The organism is Flavobacterium sp. KACC 22763 (genome assembly GCF_028736155.1).
Taxonomy (GTDB): Bacteria; Bacteroidota; Bacteroidia; order Flavobacteriales; family Flavobacteriaceae; genus Flavobacterium.
In genome coordinates this window covers 1765792-1787022 of record NZ_CP117879.1, presented here as the reverse complement: position 1 = coordinate 1787022, position 21231 = coordinate 1765792, and the positions used below count along the sequence as shown (strand labels likewise).

The 21231-nt window shown below is 36.9% G+C and carries 12 protein-coding genes; 6 read left to right on the top strand and 6 right to left on the bottom strand.

From position 1 onward, the window contains the following. Nucleotides 1-23: 23 nt before the first annotated feature. The gene (locus tag PQ463_RS07615; protein ID WP_274257059.1) at nt 24-1307 is read left to right on the top strand and encodes a family 8 glycosyl hydrolase; all 1284 of its coding nucleotides are present in this window, start codon (nt 24-26) and stop codon (nt 1305-1307) included. A 17-nt stretch (nt 1308-1324) separates the two neighbouring features. Then, nucleotides 1325-2440 carry an alpha/beta hydrolase-fold protein gene (locus PQ463_RS07610; protein ID WP_274257058.1) on the top strand — a complete coding sequence of 372 codons (1116 nt, stop codon included), beginning with the start codon at nt 1325-1327 and terminating at the stop codon, nt 2438-2440. Nucleotides 2441-2791: 351 nt separating this feature from the next. Here PQ463_RS07610 and PQ463_RS07605 read toward each other — a convergent pair whose 3' ends face one another. Further along, nucleotides 2792-4711 carry an RICIN domain-containing protein gene (locus tag PQ463_RS07605; RefSeq protein ID WP_274257057.1) on the bottom strand — a complete coding sequence of 640 codons (1920 nt, stop codon included), beginning with the start codon at nt 4709-4711 and terminating at the stop codon, nt 2792-2794. Between the two features lie 883 nt (nt 4712-5594). On the opposite strand from PQ463_RS07605, the gene PQ463_RS07600 reads away from it, so the two are divergent. The 4 genes from PQ463_RS07600 to PQ463_RS07585 all read left to right on the top strand — a co-directional run bounded on the left by PQ463_RS07600 (nt 5595) and on the right by PQ463_RS07585 (nt 9107). After that, the gene (locus PQ463_RS07600) at nt 5595-6575 is read left to right on the top strand and encodes a hypothetical protein (protein ID WP_274257056.1); all 981 of its coding nucleotides are present in this window, start codon (nt 5595-5597) and stop codon (nt 6573-6575) included. 36 nt (nt 6576-6611) lie between these two features. Further along, entirely contained in the window at nt 6612-7118 is a 507-nt protein-coding gene (locus PQ463_RS07595; protein WP_274257055.1) for a TlpA family protein disulfide reductase, read from the top strand. A gap of 93 nt (nt 7119-7211) precedes the next feature. After that, nucleotides 7212-8045, top strand: a complete 834-nt coding sequence (locus PQ463_RS07590) for an SMP-30/gluconolactonase/LRE family protein (protein ID WP_274257054.1) — start codon at nt 7212-7214, stop codon at nt 8043-8045. Nucleotides 8046-8192: 147 nt separating this feature from the next. After that, the gene (locus PQ463_RS07585) at nt 8193-9107 is read left to right on the top strand and encodes a glycoside hydrolase family 16 protein (protein WP_274257053.1); all 915 of its coding nucleotides are present in this window, start codon (nt 8193-8195) and stop codon (nt 9105-9107) included. Between the two features lie 103 nt (nt 9108-9210). Here the strand turns inward: PQ463_RS07585 and PQ463_RS07580 are convergent, their stop codons facing one another. The 5 genes from PQ463_RS07580 to PQ463_RS07560 all read right to left on the bottom strand — a co-directional run bounded on the left by PQ463_RS07580 (nt 9211) and on the right by PQ463_RS07560 (nt 21088). Then, nucleotides 9211-10599, bottom strand: coding sequence for an endo-1,4-beta-xylanase (locus PQ463_RS07580; protein WP_274257052.1), 1389 nt, complete (start codon nt 10597-10599; stop codon nt 9211-9213). A 120-nt stretch (nt 10600-10719) separates the two neighbouring features. After that, entirely contained in the window at nt 10720-11823 is a 1104-nt protein-coding gene (locus PQ463_RS07575) for a CIA30 family protein (RefSeq protein WP_274257051.1), read from the bottom strand. Between the two features lie 3 nt (nt 11824-11826). Beyond that, on the bottom strand, nt 11827-13353 hold the full coding sequence (locus PQ463_RS07570) for a RagB/SusD family nutrient uptake outer membrane protein (RefSeq protein ID WP_274257050.1): 1527 nt from the start codon (nt 13351-13353) through the stop codon (nt 11827-11829). Nucleotides 13354-13411: 58 nt separating this feature from the next. After that, on the bottom strand, nt 13412-16510 hold the full coding sequence (locus PQ463_RS07565) for a SusC/RagA family TonB-linked outer membrane protein (RefSeq protein WP_274257049.1): 3099 nt from the start codon (nt 16508-16510) through the stop codon (nt 13412-13414). 453 nt (nt 16511-16963) lie between these two features. Continuing rightward, entirely contained in the window at nt 16964-21088 is a 4125-nt protein-coding gene (locus PQ463_RS07560; RefSeq protein ID WP_274257048.1) for a hybrid sensor histidine kinase/response regulator transcription factor, read from the bottom strand. Nucleotides 21089-21231 lie beyond the last annotated feature (143 nt).

Sequence of the window (21231 nt, the reverse complement as noted above, 5' to 3'; positions counted from 1 at the left end):
TACTATTTAAAAAGATAAATATAATGGCATATAAAAAATTAAGCATTAAAATTTCGGTTTCTGTGATGGCATTCGTGCTAACAATGCCTTTATCGGGAATAGGGCAGAGCAAAAAGAAAACCGCTAAAGCAGAGACTGAAAGGCCTCAATACAAAAATCTCTTTAAGGAAGCCGGTTATAGTCAAGATGAAATAGACAAGAAACTAGCTAAAGCCTATTTTGATATATTCGAAGGTCCAAACAAAGTATATTTTAAAGAAGGAGATGATCTGGGATATGTTTCCGATGTTAAAAATAAAGATGCCCGTACCGAGGGAATGTCTTACGGTATGATGGTGGCTGTCCAGCTCGACAAGAAAGATGTTTTTGATCGCTTATGGAGATGGTCTGTAAAATATATGCAGCATCAGGATGGGCCAAGAGAAGGCTATTTTGCCTGGAGCGTAAATCCAGTGACCAAAAAGCAGAACTCCGCAGGTTCGGCTTCAGATGGTGAATTATATTATATTACGAGTCTTCTTTTTGCTTCTAACAAATGGGGCAATAATACAGGAATTGACTATTACAAAGAAGCAAGGAGAATCCTCGATGCCATGTGGAAAAAAGATGGCACAGGCAATGTGCATAATATTATAAATATTGAACACAAACAGATTTCATTTGTTCCTGAGGGAGGTGGCTATAACTGGACAGATCCTTCTTATCATGTCCCTGCATTCTTCGAAATTTGGGCACTGTATGCTAAAGATGGACATGAACAATTTTATAAGGAATGTGCAGGGGTTTCTCGTAATTTTTTGCATAAAGCCTGTCATCCCGTAACAGGTCTTAATTCTGATTACACCGAGTTTTCTGGAGAACCGCATCCAACACCTTGGATGCCTGCGGGATTTCGCTATGATTCATGGCGAGTTCCCATGAATGTGGCAATGGATTATACTTGGTATGGGAAAGATAAAAAATGGCAGGAGGGATATGCGAAGCGCTTTCAAAATTTTCTTCGATCTAAAGGATTGGACAAGTTCGAAGATCAATTTAATCTAGATGGCTCAACCCCCGATTTTATCCTTCAAGCCGGTCCTGTAAAAAAGCTTAGGCATTCTATTGGGTTGGTAGCCACTTCAGCAGCAGCATCATTAGTCAATCCCGATAAAGAAAGTTTAGATTTTGTTCATGCCCTATGGAATGCTAAGCTTGAGCCTTACGAAGACGGTTACTTTGATCCCTATTATGATGGGCTGATGTATCTTTTTAGCCTAATGCATCTTAGCGGAAAGTATCAAATTATTGTTCCAGAAGTAAAATAATTTTTAAAACAGAAAACATGAAACAGTATAGAATTGTCATCTTATTGATTTTATCAAGCTTTGTTGGTTTTGCACAGACAAAAACAACTTCAATTATCGAAGATTTTAAACCTTCAGTGGTCAATCAGCCAGGACAGGAATATCCAAAAGTTAATTCTCAAGGTTATGCACGATTTCAAATTTCAGCGCCAGAGGCAAAATCTGTTGTAGTGAGTCTTGGATTGGGAGGGGCCAAAGGCGGAACTGTTCTTGCAAAAGATCAGGACGGCTATTGGAGAGGCACTACAGAAGGAGCAATGGATGAAGGTTTCCATTATTATCATCTTACAATTGATGGCGGAATTTTTAATGACCCTGGCGCGCTCAATTTTTACGGATCTACACGTTGGGAAAGCGGTATTGAAATTCCGGCGCACGATCAGGATTTCTATGCATTAAAAGATGTTCCGCACGGAAATGTGCAGCAGATTCTTTTTCCTTCAAAAAGCACTAATACATCACGTAGGGCTTTTGTATATACCCCACCTTCTTATCATAAAGATAAGGACAAAAAATATCCAGTGCTGTATTTACAGCACGGCTGGGGAGAAGATGAAACGGCTTGGAGCAATCAGGGACGTGTAAACTTAATTATGGACAATTTGATTGCGGAAGGCAAAATAAAACCATTCATTATCGTCATGACGTACGGAATGACAAATGAAGTTAAGTACGGCGGATTGGCAAGTTTTAAAATAGAACCATTTCAAACGGTTCTTGTAGAGGAATTAATTCCGTACATCGATTCAAATTTCCGTACGATTTCCAATCAGGCAAACCGTGCCATGGCTGGTCTGTCAATGGGCGGAATGGAAACGCATTCTATCACGGTCAATAAACCTGATGTTTTCTCTCATTATGCGCTTTTAAGCGGAGGAATTTATAAGCCGGAAGAAATTGAAGATAAGTCAAAGCTTAAACTTATTTTTATAAGCTGTGGCAGCCGCGAAAGGCCCGAATCAGTACAGTCTGCGGTAAAAACATTGAAAGATGCAGGGGTTAATGCGGTTTCATATATCTCTGAAAATACGGCTCATGAATTTTTGACTTGGCGAAGAAGCTTCAAAGAATTAGCTCCGCTATTGTTTAGATAGTTCTTAAAAATAAGATACTTTTTGGGGTGTCTATTCTGGTTTTGGATGGAGTAAAGATATGAAAGCCATTTTTTGATGTATGCAGATTGTCTTTGGGATTTCTTTCTGATGTTTTTTAAAAATACCGGCAGCTGAAAATTTATCTCGCATTTTAAGCGCCAGTCAATGATTTATTTAAAGGAAGGCTGGATTTGCTTTAGCTTGTTTGGCTGCAAAGTTATTGGCTGTTCGTTAAATTTGAAGTGAAAAATAAAACCACTATTTTAAATTTTAATTAAAATAGTGGTTTTTGCATTAATAAATAATAATGGATAAAACTATAAAGTTAGTATCTATATATTTAAGAATAGGCTATTCAATTACGATTTTTTTGGTTGTTGCAGTTGAATTTTGAAGAATCTTCGCTAAATATATGCCTCTAGGAAGTTTAGTTCTTATAACATGATTAGTATTAGATTTTAGATTTTTGGTTTCGTATAATGGCGCACCAGTAATTGAGTATATAGTCAGAGAATAATTTTCGTCTGCTTGTGAAGCATAATAAATATTAAACTCTCCATCTTTTGATGGGTTCGGATATACTTGAATATTAGTATCTGCTTCAACATTATCTGCCAAAATAGCAGCATTGGCAATTTTTGCTGTAGCCCCTATTTTATTGAACTTGAATAACTGGCACGAAGTCCCGTAATATTCCCAAAGCTGAAGATTTGCCGTGCCATCCATATTGCAATTGGAAGTGTCCCAGCCTTTTGAAGTATCTACGGCTGATTTTACGCTGTAATAGCCATTGCCAACATCTGTTACCAGCCATTTTTGGGCATCATTGCTATAGTCATCCCAAAGTCTTATCGATTTTCCATTTGCTGGATCTGCGCTTTCAAGATCTATTACGCGTCCTGTAGAACTTGCATTTGATTTAAATCGCCAATAGCCGTTTCCAGCATCAATGGCAATCCACTGCTGCGCTGTTGCTCCTGATCTATCCCAAGGGCGAATCGCAGTGCCATTTGCATTAGTTCCGTACTTAAGATCTATTACCTTATTTGAGTTTGTTTTAAATTCAATTTCATAGACACTATTATTTATTAGTGTAGTGCAGTTTTGCGATGGGATGTTGCTGTTTGCATATGCAGAGAACCATTGTTTGACTGGTGCAGCACAAGCCTCCCAATTGTTATTGAATGCAGTTGTAACATTGTATGGATCTGCATTGGTTATAAGGCCTTCCGGTGCGAGCAGATTCCAGCTGCAATTTCCGGCAGCATCAATTCTTCCTTTCAGATTGAGCCCAAAACCGCTTGTCGTGCCAGTGCCCCAGGTCCCATCACCTGTGGGAGACCAGTCCGTTTCTGTTATCATAATAGGAGCAACATTTGCAATAGGCTGGACATTAGCATTCCAAGCGTTATTAAAACTGGTGGTGTTTTCTGCATTTGCTCCCCAATATCCAGGATAAACATGAACAGCATAACCAATATTGCCGCCTGTTATCAAATGGTTTGGATATCCTTGGTAATGGGATTGATATCCCGTTCCCGGTATCCAGCAGACATTATTTGCACCATTGGCTCTAATTTTATTTACTAAATCCTGAAAGTAATTATGTAAAGCGGCAAAATGTTCATCGCCCGTAGCTCCCCAATTTCCATTTGTCCCAAGTATTTCTATAGGCTCATTGGCTATTTCAAACATCACATTATCTACATTTTTTAAATTTGGATGGCCCGATAGATATTGCCACACAGTTCTTAGATAATTATGGTAATTGTCTCCATAGGCAATTCGATTAGGACATACTCCAGGAGGGCGAAGGACGACATAAAGCCCTCTGCTTCTAGCATGATTAATTAAAGGAATTATAACTTGATTTACATAAGTTACCAATCTGTTGTAATCAAAGCAGGAGATATCATTTTCTCCCGCTGAGCAGCCTGGCGTATTGGTCCAGTAAGGATCGATATGAAGCCTTATATAATTTAGTTTCCATCCATTATTTGTGTCTGTTAGTGCATCCATAACTGCATTATTATAGTTTAGGCAGCCTTGAACATTGTAGTTGTCCCAGCGGCATTGGCCATAGGAACAGCCATTAAACCACGGACTGGGAGTTATGGCAACGCCATGAAGCAAAACGTTTTTTCCGCAAGGATCCTTTAAATTTTTACCTTCAATATGCAATGGAGGCAGAGGCATTCCGGGCCAGGCAAATAATTGCATTAAAGGAATAAACATTAAAAATAGAAAAAGTAATTTTTTAAATCTTTTCATAACTTAAATGGTTTTAATTAGTTAGTAAATCTACTCCTGATTTAGAGTAAGTTTTTTACTGCTAATTTAATAATAAAAGATATTTAAAAACAACCGATTGTGTTGTTTTTTAAGAAAATATTTTATTGGAGGATTCTGAGTGAAATTTTGATAATCAAATTTGGAGCGGTCTATGCGTTTAGCTTTTGTTTTAATGCTTTATGTGCAAGCTTTTTTAAAAGGCCAAGATCGATTTGAAAAGTGAGTATATAGCAGTTTACTTGGAAAATCGGTAAAATTTGTGAATTATATCGTTTATTTTTACAGCTTCAGATTAACACTGCTTTAGCTTTTTGGTCGTAGAAAAGATATCAGCTCAGTCTGTCGGAATGCTTGACAAAGCAATGATCCAGCATGACTGAATGCCGATCAATAGCGATGCGCATTATATTAGTAGGGATGGGATTCGTTTAGGAATAAACAGAAATCATGTGAATTGTTATAGTTTAAAGCAACCGATTGTTTATATTTGAGAGGCAGCTTAGCCAATCATGCGGACTAAAAATGGGATTAAAATTTTTATGCTTGTTTAGACCAGATTAAATCTTTTTATAACTCTTATCTGGTTTGTAGACAGACTTGTTTTTTCTTGAAAAATATTAGCGAATAGCTTTTTTAAAGCATTTAAGACAGCAATAGAGCAGGAAGAATGGAACATTAGCCTTTGTGGTGAAAAAGGCGCTGTTGAAAAAAAACATAAGATGTATAAAAAAAATAGGACATGCCGGATTTGAATTAAACAGATATTTATTGCCAATTTGACTGAAAAAATATGAATAGAGTTTCTTTTTTGCTTTTACTCCTTTTAAACTGTAAACTGTTCTGCCAGATGCAAAATAGTTCAATGAATCAAATTTCTGAAAAAGGCTATAAAATTCCCTTGGAAGATTCTGATTTGTTAACGCAAAATAACATAAAAGGAAAACATGCTATTCTTTTAAAAGGTGCAATAAAGAATTTTAAAGGGAAAAGCTGGAGCTTGTTAAATGAAGGGTTTTTAGGCAATGAGAGCATTAAAATTACGGTGGACAACGATGGCTCTTTTCAGCAGCTAGTTCCTGTAGAGGGAATCACAAATTTATATCTCATTTTCAATGATGATGCAGTAAATATAAATGTTGAACCTAATAAAATTGTTACGCTGACTTGGGATGAAACAAGCTTTATAAATTCTGTCAAAATTGACAGTCCTGATGCGCTCACAAATAAAAAGCTTAATTTTAGTCTGCAACTGCATAAAAAATTCAGAAATGCAGAACTTTCTTTATGGAAAATAATCAGTGAGAAAAGTTCAGATAATAAAAGCAGTTTTTATAATCAGATAAATAACTTGTTTAATGAAGAGTTAAGGGAATTGGATACTGCAGAAATAGCGCAGAATGTGTTTTTCTTCAAGATATATTATAAATTTCAGACCCTTCTGCTGGATATAGGATTGTTGGACACCTTCCGTCTTTCTCTTGATGGGACAAACAGTAAAAGTAAAAGTTTTCAAAACTATTATTCAATGATTGCATCAAATAAACTCCTGTCTAATGAAATATTCTACCAATGCCCTGAATACAGGGATTTTCTATATAAGTATATAAGCCGGGAAGAACTGTTTGATGACACCATGGTTTTAAATTCAATGGAAATGAGAAACTCAAAGGGAGAAATTATGGAGGTGCCCTATACGCTGACTAGATTTTTTGACATTCAAAATGATAAAAGCCAATTGGATATTTTGTGGTCGCAATATTATAAGGCATTATCCCAAATCTCCATCAGTTCTATTAGAGACTGGTATATTTCCAACCATATAATCAATTCTTTTAAGAGCTAGCCTTTTAATGAGGTGGAGCCCATATATGCTGACTTTTTGAAGAAATGCCAGACTTCTGTCTATAAGGATACCCTAATTTCCACATTTAAATATTACAGAAGTATAGGTGACGGTTTTAAAGCGCCAGAATTTACATTAAAGAATGAGAAAGGGGAGATGGTATCCCTTTCCCAGTTTGCGGGAAAAGTCGTGTATCTTGATTTTTGGGGGATATCATGCGCTCCATGCCTGCATGGCATTAAAAATTATATTCCTGATTTGCATAATAGATATAAAGGAGAAGATGTAGTGTTTATTAATATCTGCATCGATTCAAAAGAAGAAAAATGGAAGGAAGCTTTAAATGATTTAAAATTGGATGGCGTCAATGTAATTGCAGAAGATTTAACATCAAGCCAGATCTGCAAAGATTATCGCATTGATGCAGTGCCGCATTATCTGCTTATTGACAGAAAGGGCAATTTAAAGGAGATAAATGCTCCAAGACCAAAAGATTTATTAAGCAGAAAAAGCAATAGCATTGATGGGTTATTAGCAGAATAAATTAACGGTTGCAGTAGGTGGAAGGCATTCCGTAACTGATCATTCAAACATTAGCGGCAATAAAATAATATTAAATCATATAAAATTTAAATCATGAAAAAACTAGGTCTCTTGCTAATGATAGGGATGATTCCTGTAGCTGCTTTTAGTCAAAGAGCAGCTAAAGTATGGGAATCGGATTCTTTATTTCTCAAACCAGAATCGGCGCTTTATGATTCTTCGAAAAAGATTGTGTATATCTCTAATATAAATGGAGAATACCTAGCCAAAGACGGAAATGGATTTATTTCTAAAATTAAAACAAATGGACAAATAGAAGTTCTAAAATGGATTGATGGACTGGACAATCCGCAAGGAATGGCTTTATTTAAAAATAAACTGTATGTGGCTGATATTAATAAAGTTCTGCAAATAAATACCAATACATCTAAAATAGAAAAGGTATATAAAGTGGATTCTGCAAAATTTTTCAATGATGTTACATCAGATGCCAATGGAGACATTTACATATCGGATTGTTTTGACAATAAAATCTATAAAATATCTGATGGAGAAATAAAGGTATGGCTTGAATCTGATTTTCTTTCTATGCCAAATGGATTATTATCCAGAAAAGATGAAGTTTTAGTGTTGAATATGAAAAGCCGAACTGCTTTTGCGGTTAATAAATCGACAGGCAAGGCTTACGAGATTTTTAATGGAATTGATAATTTGGACGGCATTGCCAGTGATGGAGGTGACGGACTGATAGTATCTGGAGCATGGCAGGGACAAGTATTTCATATCGATTCAAAAGGAAATAAAAAACTCATTATTGATTTAGGAAAAGAAAAAATTGCTGCAGCAGATATTGAATATATCGCAGAGAAAAAGCTATTGATAGTGCCGACTTTAAATAAGACTGTAATAGGATATCATTTGGAGTAAAATTATTCTTATCGCAAGCTGTATTTGATACAGCAGTGAAAATGCAACATCTATGGCATTAACTGCCTCAAATGTGGCATTCTGTTTTTTCATATAAAGTTACTTTTAGTCCTTAATAGAAACTAAATAATAACTAAATAACATTTCATGAAAAAATTAAGTCAGGTTGCCTTAATGCTAACATGTGCTGTTGGATTTTCTTCTTGCTTTGAAAATTCAGGCACAGAGAAAAAACAGGATGGGATAAATGCAAACAAGAAGACTAATAAAGCCGCAGAATCTGATTGGATAAAACAATTCGAAGACACTTTTGAGACAGATATCTCGCTTTCAAAGTGGACAAAAGTGCAGCGTACCGACTACAATTCTAAATATTGCGATTACAAAAGCTCTGTGCCTTCAGTGCAATCTAGAGACGGAAAAGGATGCCTGGAAATTAAAACAACTAAGCTCAGCGCAACCAAATACCAGTCAGGACTTGTGAAGTCGCTTTATGAGTACACGCCTGAAAATAATACCGAATACAGATTGTCTGCCATGATAAAACTGCTGGCAATGGATGGAGCCAATTATAAGTCATTTGCGCAAACATATGGCGCATGGCCGGCCTTCTGGACAGTTCAGGAAAATGGATGGCCTACACCTGGTGAAATTGATATTATGGAAGGCTATTCTTTTGCTCCAAATGCTTCCCGATTTGCCTCTAATCTTTTTTACGGGACAGATGTAGGGGCAAATCAATTGGGAAATCTGGCAGAAAGGCAATATCCTGGAAGTTTTAATATTGATGGAAACAACGGATGGCATTTATATGAATGTTTTATAAGAATGAAAGATAATGCCGTTACTGTAACGGTAAAGATTGATAATACAATTGTTTCGACCTATACCAATAGCAGTGTGGCTAAACTTAATTTGAATAATTTTAAAAAGCACAATATTATTTTAAACTTGAATGTAGGATCAAACGATTCCAGTTTTATAGATCCGAATAAAATAAATTTGTTTACAGCTGCAATCATGTGGGTAGATGAGGTTTCAGTATATAAAAGGACGATATAATATCGAGTTCTTTTGAGTTTATTAATAACAAAAAACACCACTCATAACGGAGTGGTGTTTTTTTTGGCAGATGGCTGCCGATCTAATTCAAATTTGTTTTGCTTTAATCTAAACCTTCTAAAAAACCGGTGTGCGAGCTTTTAACAGCAAAATTAGAATCGTACAATAAAGGCCAGTCATTGCCCGGGTGATTCAGTTCAGTGCTGAACGGAATCCATGATTCATTATCTCTCATTCCCCAAATTGTCAAAGCGTATTTGTTTGCTGCCGGAAGCGCATTATAAATCTGCACCATCTCTTTATATTTTGCTTTTTGAGCCAGTCTTCTTTCGTTTGTAAAAGTCGAAATATCATTAAATTGGTTTACCTGTATATCCAATTCCGAAACATGGATTTTTAAGCCTTTTGCCACTGCTTTGTTAAGATCAGCTTCTATTTGCGCTTTGGTTGGGCTTAAATAGGTATTGTGCATCTGAAAGCCAACACCATCAATTGCTTTGGCTGTTTTTAAATCGTCCAGTAAACCAAAAACTTTGTCTTGTTTGGCAGTATTGGCAGAGGTAGCGTAATCATTATAGAATAATAATAATGAAGTGTCGCCTGCAGCATTTGCAGCTTCTCTTGCCCATTGAAAACAGTCTTTAACATAGTTTGGTCCCATTCGCTGCGAGAAAATAGTATTTCTCATGGCGCCACTGTCATCGATAGCTTCGTTAACCACATCCCAAGATTTTACTTTCCCTGCATAATGCGTAACCACATCGGTAATGTATTTTTTAACTTCAGCTGCAAATTCAGCATCTGTACCAGAAAAATCTTTAAGCCACTGCGGCACTGCATTATGCCAAACTAGAGCATGGCCGTGTACATTAATATTATTGGCGTTTCCATAAGCTACAATTTTGTCGGCTACAGTCCAGTTATACACACCGCTTGCAGTTGAGATCTGATCCATTTTCATTTCGTATTCGGCAGAAATGCTGCTGAATTCATTTTTCAGAATAACATCATAAGGGCTTCCGCTTGCCAATTGTGAAGCTTTTATGGCCATACCAACAAAAAACGGATTGGCCAGTTTATTTGCTTTCACCTTTAAAAAAGTGGGATCTTCAGGGATATTGCTTGTGCCTGTTGTAACAACCGCAATTACATTTGAATAGTCAGAAATCTGCGTTTCGTTTTTGGCTCTCACCCTGTAATAGTATTGCGTTCCTCCAGTTAGGCCTGTTACAGCATCATTTAGATCAGTAATTTCTTTTGCATTGTAATTTGGGACAAAAGAGGTGAAGTTTTCGGCAGTTGAAACATCCAGAAGATAGCTTTTGGAATGCGAAACATAATTCCATTTGGCTTTAAAACCATGATCATTCACATCTTTTGGAGCATTGGCAACCGGCGTTTCCAGAGTTTCAACGGTTTGGTTATCGTCATTTGAGCATGCATTTAAAAAAAAGACGAGGCCGGCCAGCATTAATAAAAATTTACTTTTCATACTGTTTGTATTATGGACATTCTTTTTCATAGAATGTCCTTATTTATAGTTATTTTTTCGATTTAATAAAGAGGCCGTTTTTGGCGACAGCCTCTTTTTAAAGTTAAAATGCCAGATTAATTATTGATAGCGGATTTTAATGTTATCAAATTTAATGGCGCTAGGATTAGGGGTGTCTCCCTGGGCAATTCCAACTTTAATTTCGTTGATTTTAGATGGATTTAAATTCGCAGCTGTATTAGATCCAAAACCGTAGTTGTCTTTAAAATCAGCAATTGATATGGTTTTTGTAGTCCAGTTTACATCCGTAATTTTAAAGTTATAGCCATAGTTCACTCCGTCGATAGTATTTAGCTGGATTGCAAATTGGGCGCCCGCAACATTTGCGCTTACGTCAATGTCAATATAAGCTTTTGCAGCATCTGTATTAGAAGCGCTTAGGAAACTGGCCCCGCCGCCGCCACTGCTTCCGTTGTAGCCATTGGCAGTTGAACCTGCCCAAACCAATGTGGTGTAATTTCCAGTCGGACCTCCAGCTGTACTGGTGTTGAAACTTTCTACGTCTCCATAAGATGTCCAATCTTTTCTAAGGCCATTTCCGTCAAAATCAGATACGAGAATAATGGTTGCAAAATCAATTGTCTTTTTTGCTGTTCCTCCAGGTGTGGTAATGGCAAGTTCTGATCCAGAAGCTGCATCTGTAGGCAAACCGATGATGATAGAAGATGACGATTTTACCGTATAGCTTACCGCTTTTCCCGCCAAGGTAATAGAGGAAATATTATAAAACCAGGTTCCTTCGATTTCTAACGGAAATCCTGGAGTCGCAACAGCGGGAGTTGTTTTGGCAATTGTTGGTACAGGCTGTAAAATCTCAATGTTTTTAGTAACAGAGCCATTTGCAGTTGTAAAGGTGATGGGCTGCACGCCAAATCTGCTTCCCAGTTTTTCATCAAAAGGAATGGTGAAAATAAACGATTTGTCTGAATTGTAATTAGGATTAAAAGCAATATTGATAGTATTATCAAGTGTAATCTTTTTTAGCCCCGTTAAACCTTCTCCTTCAACTCTTACTTTATTGTTTGGAAAGGCCTGATTTAGTAAATCTCCCGGTTCGGCAACCATTGCATCTATGTTTGCGCTGGTCGCATCATCATTCTGGCAGGCTGTAAAAGAAGCCAGCATAAAAAGCAGTAGAATGCTATATTTTATTGTATTGATCATAGTTTAGTTATTAAAGTTAAAAGGAACCGGAGCTTCCAATAATGATGGATTGGTATCTATGGCAGACTGAGGCAATGGAAGTTCAAAATAATTGCTTCCTGGAGTTATCTTTCTTGAAACCAATTCTGTTCTGGCATCATCAGAATAAAAGCCTACTTCCTGCTGCGAGATAATTGCAGCTGCTTCAGCAAGACCGCGGCGTTTTAAATCGAAGAAATATTGTCCTTCTAAAGCAAATTCAATTCTTCTTTCATTAAACAGATCATCTCTTGTAAGTGCTGTTTTAATTGGTAATCCTGCTCTTTTTCTTACTTCATTAAAAGAGCTTAAAGCAGCTGCAGAAGTAGTGGATGGCGCTCCTGCCAATAGCGCTTCAGAATTCATAAGTAGAATGTCCGAATACCTTAGAATAATCGTGTTTTGAGAGGTTCTCATAAAGAATACATCGTTTCTTTCTGCAGCAGAGCCCACAATGTATTTTCTGAAATTTGCAGCAGTTGAAGAATATATTTTTTTGTATGTAAAACCGCCTTGGCTTTTTAATAATTCAGGGTAAAAATCGCCATCGGTCATAATGGTGTTTTTCTTTCTGATATCTTTTGGCTCAAATCCATTTTGCAGGGAAATTGATGGAAGGTAAACTCCCCATCCGTCACCACCGCCTGTAATTCCAGTGCCTCCAGGAACTATATACGCCTGATTGGTGTTTTGAGTTCCCCATTCTGTAGCAATAGCTTTCCATTGAAGCGCAAACATGCTCTCTGCACTGTTATTATTTTCCGGACTGCTGAACAGGTTTCCGTATTCTTGAATTAAAACATACTGATTACCGATAATTTTCTGGGTTAAAGCCGCACATTGGGCATACTCATTTAAAGTCAGATGCACTTTGGCTAAAATTCCCATTGCGGCATATTTAGTCACGTATCCTTTCTTTAATCCTTTTTCCGGTAAATTTTCTGTTGCGTATTCTAAATCCTGCTTGATGAATTTGTAAACATCTGCAACAAGATTTCTTTTTGGCTGTGCTGCAGAACCCGCTTTATTGATGATAGGCACGGCTCCAAAAGTTCTAACTAAATAGAAATAGGCATTGGCCCTCATGAATCTTGATATGGCAATTGCATTTTTATAGGAAGCCTCAGGGAGTTCGCTTTTTCTGGCTTCAACCAGACTCATTAAGTTATTAGACTGGTCGATAACTGAAAACAAGGCCACATATCCTTCTGTAAGAATCGGATTTTGAGATGTCACTTGAGCATCTTTAAACTGCGCATATGCACCGTCAAATGTAAAGGCATTTCCGGCATACATGTCCCCTACGGCAATTAGGAATTTGTCGTTAAAGGCAAACCAAGGCTTAAAGTACAAGCTCTCTGCGATTCCGTCAAAAGCGGTAACGCCTTCAGGCAGATCGCTTGGCGTCAATTGGTTCTCAGATGGCGCATTCAAAAACTCATCTGAGCAGGAAAATAAAGACAGCAATGGTATAAGCATTCCCATCAAAAAAAGTTTAAAAAGTTTTTTCATAACTATATTTTTTTGTTAATGACTGCAAGTCATTAAGTTGAATGTGTTTTTATAAAGCTTAGAATTCTAAATTTACCCCTATGGAAGTTATTCTTGGCACAGGATAGCGCCCTAAGTCGATACCGCTCAGTGTTATATTCTGGTCTAGGTTTCCAAGAGCTGGATCAAATCCGGTATATTTTGTAAACGTGTACAAGTTTTGAACGTTAGCATACAATCTTACTTTAGATATAATGGAATTGTCGAAAATTTTATTTGGCAGATCATAGCTCAAAGAAACATTCTGGATTCTTAAATAAGAACCGTCTTCAACAAATCTGTTCGAGATTCTTCCGTTGCCATTTGGATCATTAAGGGTGATTCTCGGAACATCGGTATTTTCATTCACTCCAGGTTCAAAAGCCTGCATGGCCTGTGTGCTTACGTTTCCAAATCGGTCTCCAAAGCCAGGATATATGCCGTCAGTATAATGGCGCGTAAAGTTGTAGATCTTGTTGCCTTGGCTTCCTGTTAAAGAAACCGAAAAATTGAAGTTTTTGTATCTAAGGCTATTGGTAATAGCATAGGTAAAATCTGGAATGGCATCTCCTATGGCCGTCTGGTCTTTACTGTCTATTTTTCCGTCACCATTAAGATCTTTAAATCGAATGTCTCCCACACCTGTTCCTGCTTCTTGAATTGGTCCAGCTGCCAGTTCTGCAGCATTTTTAAACAAGCCATCTGTTACATAGCCATAAAATTGTCCTACAGGCTGTCCTTCGGTAGTTCTGGTTACGTTGTATAAATCAAACTGCACTTTTCCCAACAATGATTTGCCCTGACCTTGAAAACGTGTCAGTTCATTATTGTATTTTGAAAAAATGATCGTGGTATCCCAGCTAAAATTTTCTGCAGCGATGTTTCTTGTATTTAAAGTAAGCTCAATCCCTTTGGTTACAATTTCGCCCGTATTCAAATAATAGTTAAGCGCACTTTGATTGGATTCATCGTTGATTTGTTTGGTCAGGAAATCTGAAGAGTTTTTGATGTAATAGTCAAAATCTAATTTCACTCTGTTGTTAAGCATAGCCAGTTCAAAACCAGTATTGAAAGATTTAAGAGATTCCCACTTTATATCTGGATTTCCTAAATTGTCGATCGTTGGCGAAACCCCGCCAAATGGCGATGCTAGCAGCGATAAAATGGTCTGGTATCGGTTTGCCGGAATGTTTTGATTTCCTACAAGACCATATCCGGCTTTGAATTTTAGATAATTGACGCTTTTTGACAAAGGCTCAAAGAATTTTTCGTTGCTCACTGTCCATCCTCCTGAAAATGAAGGGAAATATCCCCATTTATGGTTTGGTCCAAAGTTGGATGAAGCATCTGCTCTTAAAGAAGCGGAAAAAGAGTATCGGTCAGAAAAACTGTAGTTTAATCTTGAAATATAAGAGGTCATAGACCAGCGTCCTGAACCGTTTCCGTTTAATGCAGTGGCAATATCACCGATATTCAGGTTGGTGAAATCTTTATTTAGGAAATCGCCTGTTCTGTAGCCACTTAAATATTCATAATAGCTTTCCTGCGCTTCCTGGCCCAGTAAAAAAGTAAAATTATGCTTCTCGTTTAGCGTTTTGCTGTAAGTCAGATAGTTTTTGATATTCCAGTAATAGCTCTGATCTTGCTGTTTGAAGGATTTGTTTAAAAGTTCCGTTACGTTTCCTAAAGTGTATTTAGGCACAAAAGTGCTGTTTTTTGAGAAATTCAAATCGTATCCTAATTCTGATCGGAAAACCAATCCTTTTAAAATAGTAAAATCAGCAAATAGATTTCCATTGATTTTAAATCTTTCTGTAGTGGCATTATTGTATTCAGATAAGGCAATCGGGTTAGTGGCTTCATTTGCCGATGATCCCAAACCGGATGTTGGCCCAGCATAAGAACCGTCTGCAGCTCTAACCGGCAATTCTGGAGACTGTCTTAAGGCGTTCATAACCAATCCTCCTCTGTCATCATTTCTTACCACTTGCTGAGATGATTTGCTTATTGAGAGGTTGTTGCCAATTTTAAGCCAAGATTTTACATTAGAATCTACATTTAAACGCATTGCCAATCTGTTGAAATCTGAGTTTAAAACAATACCCTCCTGGTCAAAATAATTTAAAGAAGTGTAAAAGCGTGTTCCATCTTTTTCTCCAGAGAAAGAAAGCTGGTGATTGTACATGGTTGCAGTTCTGAAAAGTTCATCCTGCCAATTTGTGCCGTTTCCAAGCAGATTGGGCTTTTGATATTGATAAGGAACTGGCTCTCCGTTTAGCTTGTAGATTTTTGCCTGATAAGCTGCATATTGGGGCAGGTTTAAAACATCAACCGTATTGTTTATCTGCTGAGTGCCTAAATAGGTTTCGTATGTAAATTTAGATTTTCCCTTTTTTCCTTTTTTAGTGGTAATCAAAACCACTCCATTTGCACCGCTTGAACCATATATGGCTGTTGCAGAAGCATCTTTTAAGATATCGATCGTCTCTATATCTGAAATATTCAATCCAGACAAAGCGGAATTTTTAGTCTGTCCGTTTCCTCCGCCTAGAGCGCTAAACGAAAAGGAATCATTGTTCTTGTCTGCAAAAACAGGCGTTCCGTCGATCACATATAAAGGCTCATTCCCGTTAATGGAAGTAATTCCTCGAATCTGAACAGAGATTCCCCCGCCTGGAGTACCAGAGTTTTGCGTAACATTCACACCTGCGGCTTTACCAACAAGAGCCTGATCAATGGAAATAAATGGCTTATCCTGAATTTCAGAAGCTTTAATGGAAGATACTGCGCCATTTATGTCTTTTCTTTTTGATGTCCCGTATCCGATAACGACCACTTCGTTTAATTTTTCGAGGTCGCTCGCCATCACCACCTGCATATTGGGTTTAGCTTCAAGGATTAAATTTTTGTATCCTATATAAGTGAAAAGCAGCATTGCTTTTGGCTCGACATTATTCAATACGAAACTGCCGTCAAAATCCGTGACCGTTCCGTTTTTGGTTCCCTGTACTATCACACTAACCCCTGGAAGACTGTTTCCTCCCGATGTTACTTTACCTTTAACAGTTTGAGCGAAGAAAAAATTTCCCCACAAGCATACTATTAAGCACAATAGTCTTTTTAATGTTTTTTTCTGCATAAAGTTTGGTTGTTTAGTTTAAATTGAAATAATTAGTAATTCGTTAAGTTTTAAGAAAAACATTTAAAAATTTGGGTGTTTTGCCAAGAGATTGTTTTGAGTTAGGTTGGCTAAACTTTTTTCTTAAATATTTCTTAACGAAAGTATATTCTAGAGGTGTTGCTTTGTAGAACAGATGATGCATATTGTGCAACAGATGATGCAAAAAGCGCTTCTGAAGCGCTGTAAATGCTAAATTGAAGCCCTATAGTCATTATAACAGCTTCTGAAGTATTGATAATTTTTTAGACTTAAAAATATTGTTTGTTCAAAATATTAAGGGTTTAATTTTTATTTGCTGATTTTCAGCTGAAAATGTAAAGCTTCGATTTTGAAAAAAATCACTGACAAAAAAAAGAGCTTCGGTGTAAACCGAAGCTCTCTGCCATTTGATGTTTAATTATGGATATTCTGCTATTCTTTGGTTCTTTTTTCCTGAGTGGGCAAATGGCCGTATTTGATTTTATAGCATTTGGCAAAATAGGAGGGAGAAGTAAAACCTACTTTGAAGCTTATTTCGTTGATATTATTATTGCCCTGTTCTATGAGCTGTTTTGCTTTTTCTAATCGCACATTTCGGATAAATTCATTGACAGAAACACCTGTTAAGGTTTTTATTTTTCGATACAGCTGGCTTCTGCTTAAAAAGATTTTAGAAGAAAGGAGTTCGACCGTCAATTCAGGCTCGCTGATGTTCTCATTAATGAAATGCAGAATTTTTTGGATGAAATCATTATCCAGCGAGGTTGTTTTTTCTTTCCCCTGCTTTGTGATGCCGCTGTAAAATTTCTTAAACATAATCTGTCTGCTAGTGATAAGCTGTGCCAGACTCGATTTTAGAATGTCCAGTTCAAAAGGTTTGCTTAAATACATGTCAGCCCCCGAATCGATGCCTTCGAGTCGGTCTTTTACCATTGCTTTGGCAGAAAGCATCAATAAAGGAATATGGCTTGTTTTTAAATCGCCTTTTATGTTTTTGCACAGTTCCAGTCCGTCCATGACTGGCATAATGACATCGGTTATGATTAAATCAGGCAATTTCTGTACGGCAAGGTCGTAACCTTTTTGGCCATTTTCGGCTGTAATTACTTTGTATGACTTGCTAAGTTCCTGTTTTAAATAATTTCTCAGTTCTGTATTGTCTTCTACAATTAAAACGGTATAGGCTTTTTGGGTTTCTGCTTCAGAATTGGATTCGATCTCATCTTGAACAGGTTCAGATAGAAGTTCGTTTTTATTCTCTATTTTATATTTCTCATCGATGACCTCACTTCCTTTATATAGCGAGCTGCCTAGCGGAAAAGTTATTTTAAAGCTTGTGCCTTGGCCAACTTGGCTCTCAACTTCAATTTTTCCTTTATGAAGTTCGACAAATTCCTTTACAACCTCCAAGCCAATTCCTGTGCTTCCGTAATATTCCTTATTGAGATTATTAACTTGGTAAAAACGGTCAAAAATTTTATTCAAATCTTTTTTTCGTATTCCCGAACCTGTATCTGCAATGGTTATCGAGAAAGATGGAACTTTATTTCCGTCAATTATTAATGCATTTTCGGTCTCTGATGCGTTTATGGAAATATGGATCGAACCATTATCAGGGGTAAATTTAAATGCGTTCGAAATAATATTAAACAGTATTTTTTCCAGCATTTTAGGATCCAGCCAATCTTCGAGCTCGTCTGCGGACGATTCAAAATTAACAGCAATGTTTCGGGCAGCGGCTTCTTCATAAAAGTAGCCTATAACGGCTTCTGTAAACGATACGACTTCGACTTTCTTGGCTTGGAGCGAAATTTTATTAAACTCCAATTTATTAAAATCCATAAGCTCATTAATTAGTCTGGAGAGCCTGTCGGAGCTTTTGTGCACTATTTTTAATTTATTGTGGATCTCAGGAGATATTTTTTTGCTTTTTAAAATGTCTTCCAGCGGATTAATGATCAGCGTTAAAGGAGTTCTGAATTCATGCGAGATATTGGTGAAAAACTGCAGTTTTTTATTGTTTAATTTCTCCAATTGAATGTTCTTTTCCTTTTCCAGAATGATAGCCTGTTTCGCTTTGAAACGGTTTTGATAGATCTTGTTAAGATAAAGGATCAGGAAAATTAAAATAGAAGAATAGATTAGATAAGCCCAAATGGTTTTCCACCACGGGGGAAGCACCTTTATTTTCAGTTCTAATTGATTGCCGCTCCAAGTGCCGTCCGCGTTGGCCGATTTTACTTTAAAGGTATAATTTCCCGGAGCCAGATTGGTATAGGTTGCTGTTCTGTTATTTCCTACATAGTTCCAGTCTTTTTCAAAACCTTCGAGATAATACGCATATTGGTTTTTCTTAGAATAATTATAATTGATTCCCACATATTCGATGGTAAAAACAGACTGCGTGTAATTAAGCGCAATTTCTTTAGTCTGTGAAATTACCTTGCTTAATGGCGAGCCTTCTTCATTTGGCTTTACTGATTTATTGAATAATTTAAAATCACTGAAATAAAGGCGCGGGGCTTTTTCTGCTTTTTTAATTTCGTTTGGATTAAAATAATTGACTCCTTCATAACCTCCAAAATAAAGTTCTCCGTTCCCGTCTTTATAAACAGCATTGTTGTTAAAATCGTTATCAATAAGACCATCATCTTTATTGAAGTTGGTGCTTTTTCGGTTTTTAAGATCAAGTTTTGTAAGCCCGGATCCGCCGCTTACCCATAAAGCGCCATTATTGTCTGAAATTATAGCGCGAATTGATTTTTCCTCAAATCCGGGAAAATCATCATAATTGGAGAATGTCCTGTTTTTTTTGCTGTAGCTAAACAGGCCTTGAGCATCTGTTCCTATCCATATCGTTTTGTCATTAGATTCATAAATAGATAGAATAGTTTGGATGCTATTGTTCTTATTTATGCCTCCGAACATGGCATCGCGCATTTTTGCCACTTTGAAGCCAGCTTCGTCTTTTATATTGATTTTATATAATCCTAAGATTGTACCGACCCACAAAACATTATCAGAGTCCACAAAAACTTTACGGATGAAAGCATTATCCAAACCGTTTTTGACAAATGGTTCCGAATCGCAGTGTACAAATGTGCTGTTTTTATTATCAAAATAATGAAGTCCTTTTATAAAAGTTCCGATCCAGATTCGGCCTTTTGAATCTTCAGAAAAACTGAAAATCCGATTTGATTTTAATCCAGGCGTATTTGCTGTATTATAGTTTATAAATCTTGAAGTTCCGTTTTTTAAGAAATAGATGCCGCGATCCCAGCTTCCAAGCCATATGTTTTGTCTGCTGTCTATAAAAATGGCTTGAATATCGACAGCATCCAGACCTGAATAATAATTTTGGTTTGTTTTGTTAACGTGAATGTAGCTTTTATTGGCAAGGTTATATATGTCAAGTCCTCCTCCTTCATTGCTAATGAGCAGGTTTCCTTTTTTGTCTTTTGCAACCGAAGTGACATAGCTTGTCTGCAGGGAATTTTCATTGTTGGCAAGCGATTCCAGCGAGTTGAATTTATTATTGGGCTTGTCAAAAACGCCAAGCCCTTTGTTAAAATATCCTAGCCAGAGTCTTTTTTCTTTGTCCTCGTACAAGGACCAAACCGAATTGGATTTTAAGCTGGCGCTATTGTACTTGCTGTGCAGGTACTTTTTTAGCACTTCTCCCTTATAATTTACAGCGAGCAACCCGTCATTTTCGGTGCCGCAGACAATGTAGCCCAAACTGCTTTGCACGATTGATAGGATTTTATTTTTGGTAATGGCGTAGTTTTCAAATCGATAATTATCTGTTTCAGGCTTAATTTTTATCAGGCCGTTTTCGGTTGTGCCCATCCATAGGTATCCAAATTTGTCTATAACAAGACTTTCAATGTCGTTAGTGAGAGGTTCGCGTTTAAATCTGTCTTTATAAACCTGTTTGGCTTTTCCATTGGCGTCAATTTCTAAAAGCCCGTAACTGGTTCCTAAATAAATAGTTCCCTGTTTGTTTTTAACCGAAGATTTTATGAGAAAATTGGGTTTGTCGAGCACTTTTGAATGAACTAAAGAAGCCTTTAAGGTTTTGATGTTGAGTTTGAATAGCCCAAAACCGTAAGCGCCTAAGTATAGATTGCCGCTGTTGTCTTCAATAATTGTTTTTATAGTGATGGGCTGCGTGTATCCTTGTGTTATGGCATCCTCTATATTGATTCGGGTAAAGTTATCCAAATCCCTGTTATATAAGCATAACCCCTGATCAGTGCCCACCCAGAGGTTATTTTTGGAATCTATAAACGTAGAATAGATAAAATTGCTGTTTACCGAACCAGGTTTGTTCTCGTATTTATATCCGAAATAATTTACGCCATCGTATCTATATAGGCCAGCACCGCTTGTACCGATCCATATAAAATCATTTTTATCCTGAATGATGGAAGAAACAGCCCGTTTTGAAGCGGTCTCTTGTATGCTTCTAAACTGGTAGCTGTCAAATTTGCCTTGTGAGAACAGCGAGTTTGCAATGCTAAAGAAGCACATAAGGATATAAGTTGTCTTTTTCATTTAGATATAACAGTATGCATTATCCGATTTGTTTAAGTGGATTTTTTTAGGATATGGGAAACAATATTAATAAAACTAATTTGAACACTTATTTTTTTTTATTCAAATCTGCCATATTGCCAAAATCCTGAGTGCGATTATGA

What these genes read in the sequence shown, in the direction of transcription:
- PQ463_RS07600 (WP_274257056.1), top strand. Translation starts at nt 5,595, where the DNA reads ATGAATCAAATTTCTGAAAAAGGCTATAAAATTCCCTTGGAAGATTCT.
- PQ463_RS07560 (WP_274257048.1), bottom strand. Translation starts at nt 21,088, where the DNA reads ATGAAAAAGACAACTTATATCCTTATGTGCTTCTTTAGCATTGCAAAC.
- PQ463_RS07565 (WP_274257049.1), bottom strand. Translation starts at nt 16,510, where the DNA reads ATGCAGAAAAAAACATTAAAAAGACTATTGTGCTTAATAGTATGCTTG.
- PQ463_RS07610 (WP_274257058.1), top strand. Translation starts at nt 1,325, where the DNA reads ATGAAACAGTATAGAATTGTCATCTTATTGATTTTATCAAGCTTTGTT.
- PQ463_RS07570 (WP_274257050.1), bottom strand. Translation starts at nt 13,353, where the DNA reads ATGAAAAAACTTTTTAAACTTTTTTTGATGGGAATGCTTATACCATTG.
- PQ463_RS07580 (WP_274257052.1), bottom strand. Translation starts at nt 10,599, where the DNA reads ATGAAAAGTAAATTTTTATTAATGCTGGCCGGCCTCGTCTTTTTTTTA.
- PQ463_RS07615 (WP_274257059.1), top strand. Translation starts at nt 24, where the DNA reads ATGGCATATAAAAAATTAAGCATTAAAATTTCGGTTTCTGTGATGGCA.
- PQ463_RS07585 (WP_274257053.1), top strand. Translation starts at nt 8,193, where the DNA reads ATGAAAAAATTAAGTCAGGTTGCCTTAATGCTAACATGTGCTGTTGGA.
- PQ463_RS07605 (WP_274257057.1), bottom strand. Translation starts at nt 4,711, where the DNA reads ATGAAAAGATTTAAAAAATTACTTTTTCTATTTTTAATGTTTATTCCT.
- PQ463_RS07575 (WP_274257051.1), bottom strand. Translation starts at nt 11,823, where the DNA reads ATGATCAATACAATAAAATATAGCATTCTACTGCTTTTTATGCTGGCT.
- PQ463_RS07590 (WP_274257054.1), top strand. Translation starts at nt 7,212, where the DNA reads ATGAAAAAACTAGGTCTCTTGCTAATGATAGGGATGATTCCTGTAGCT.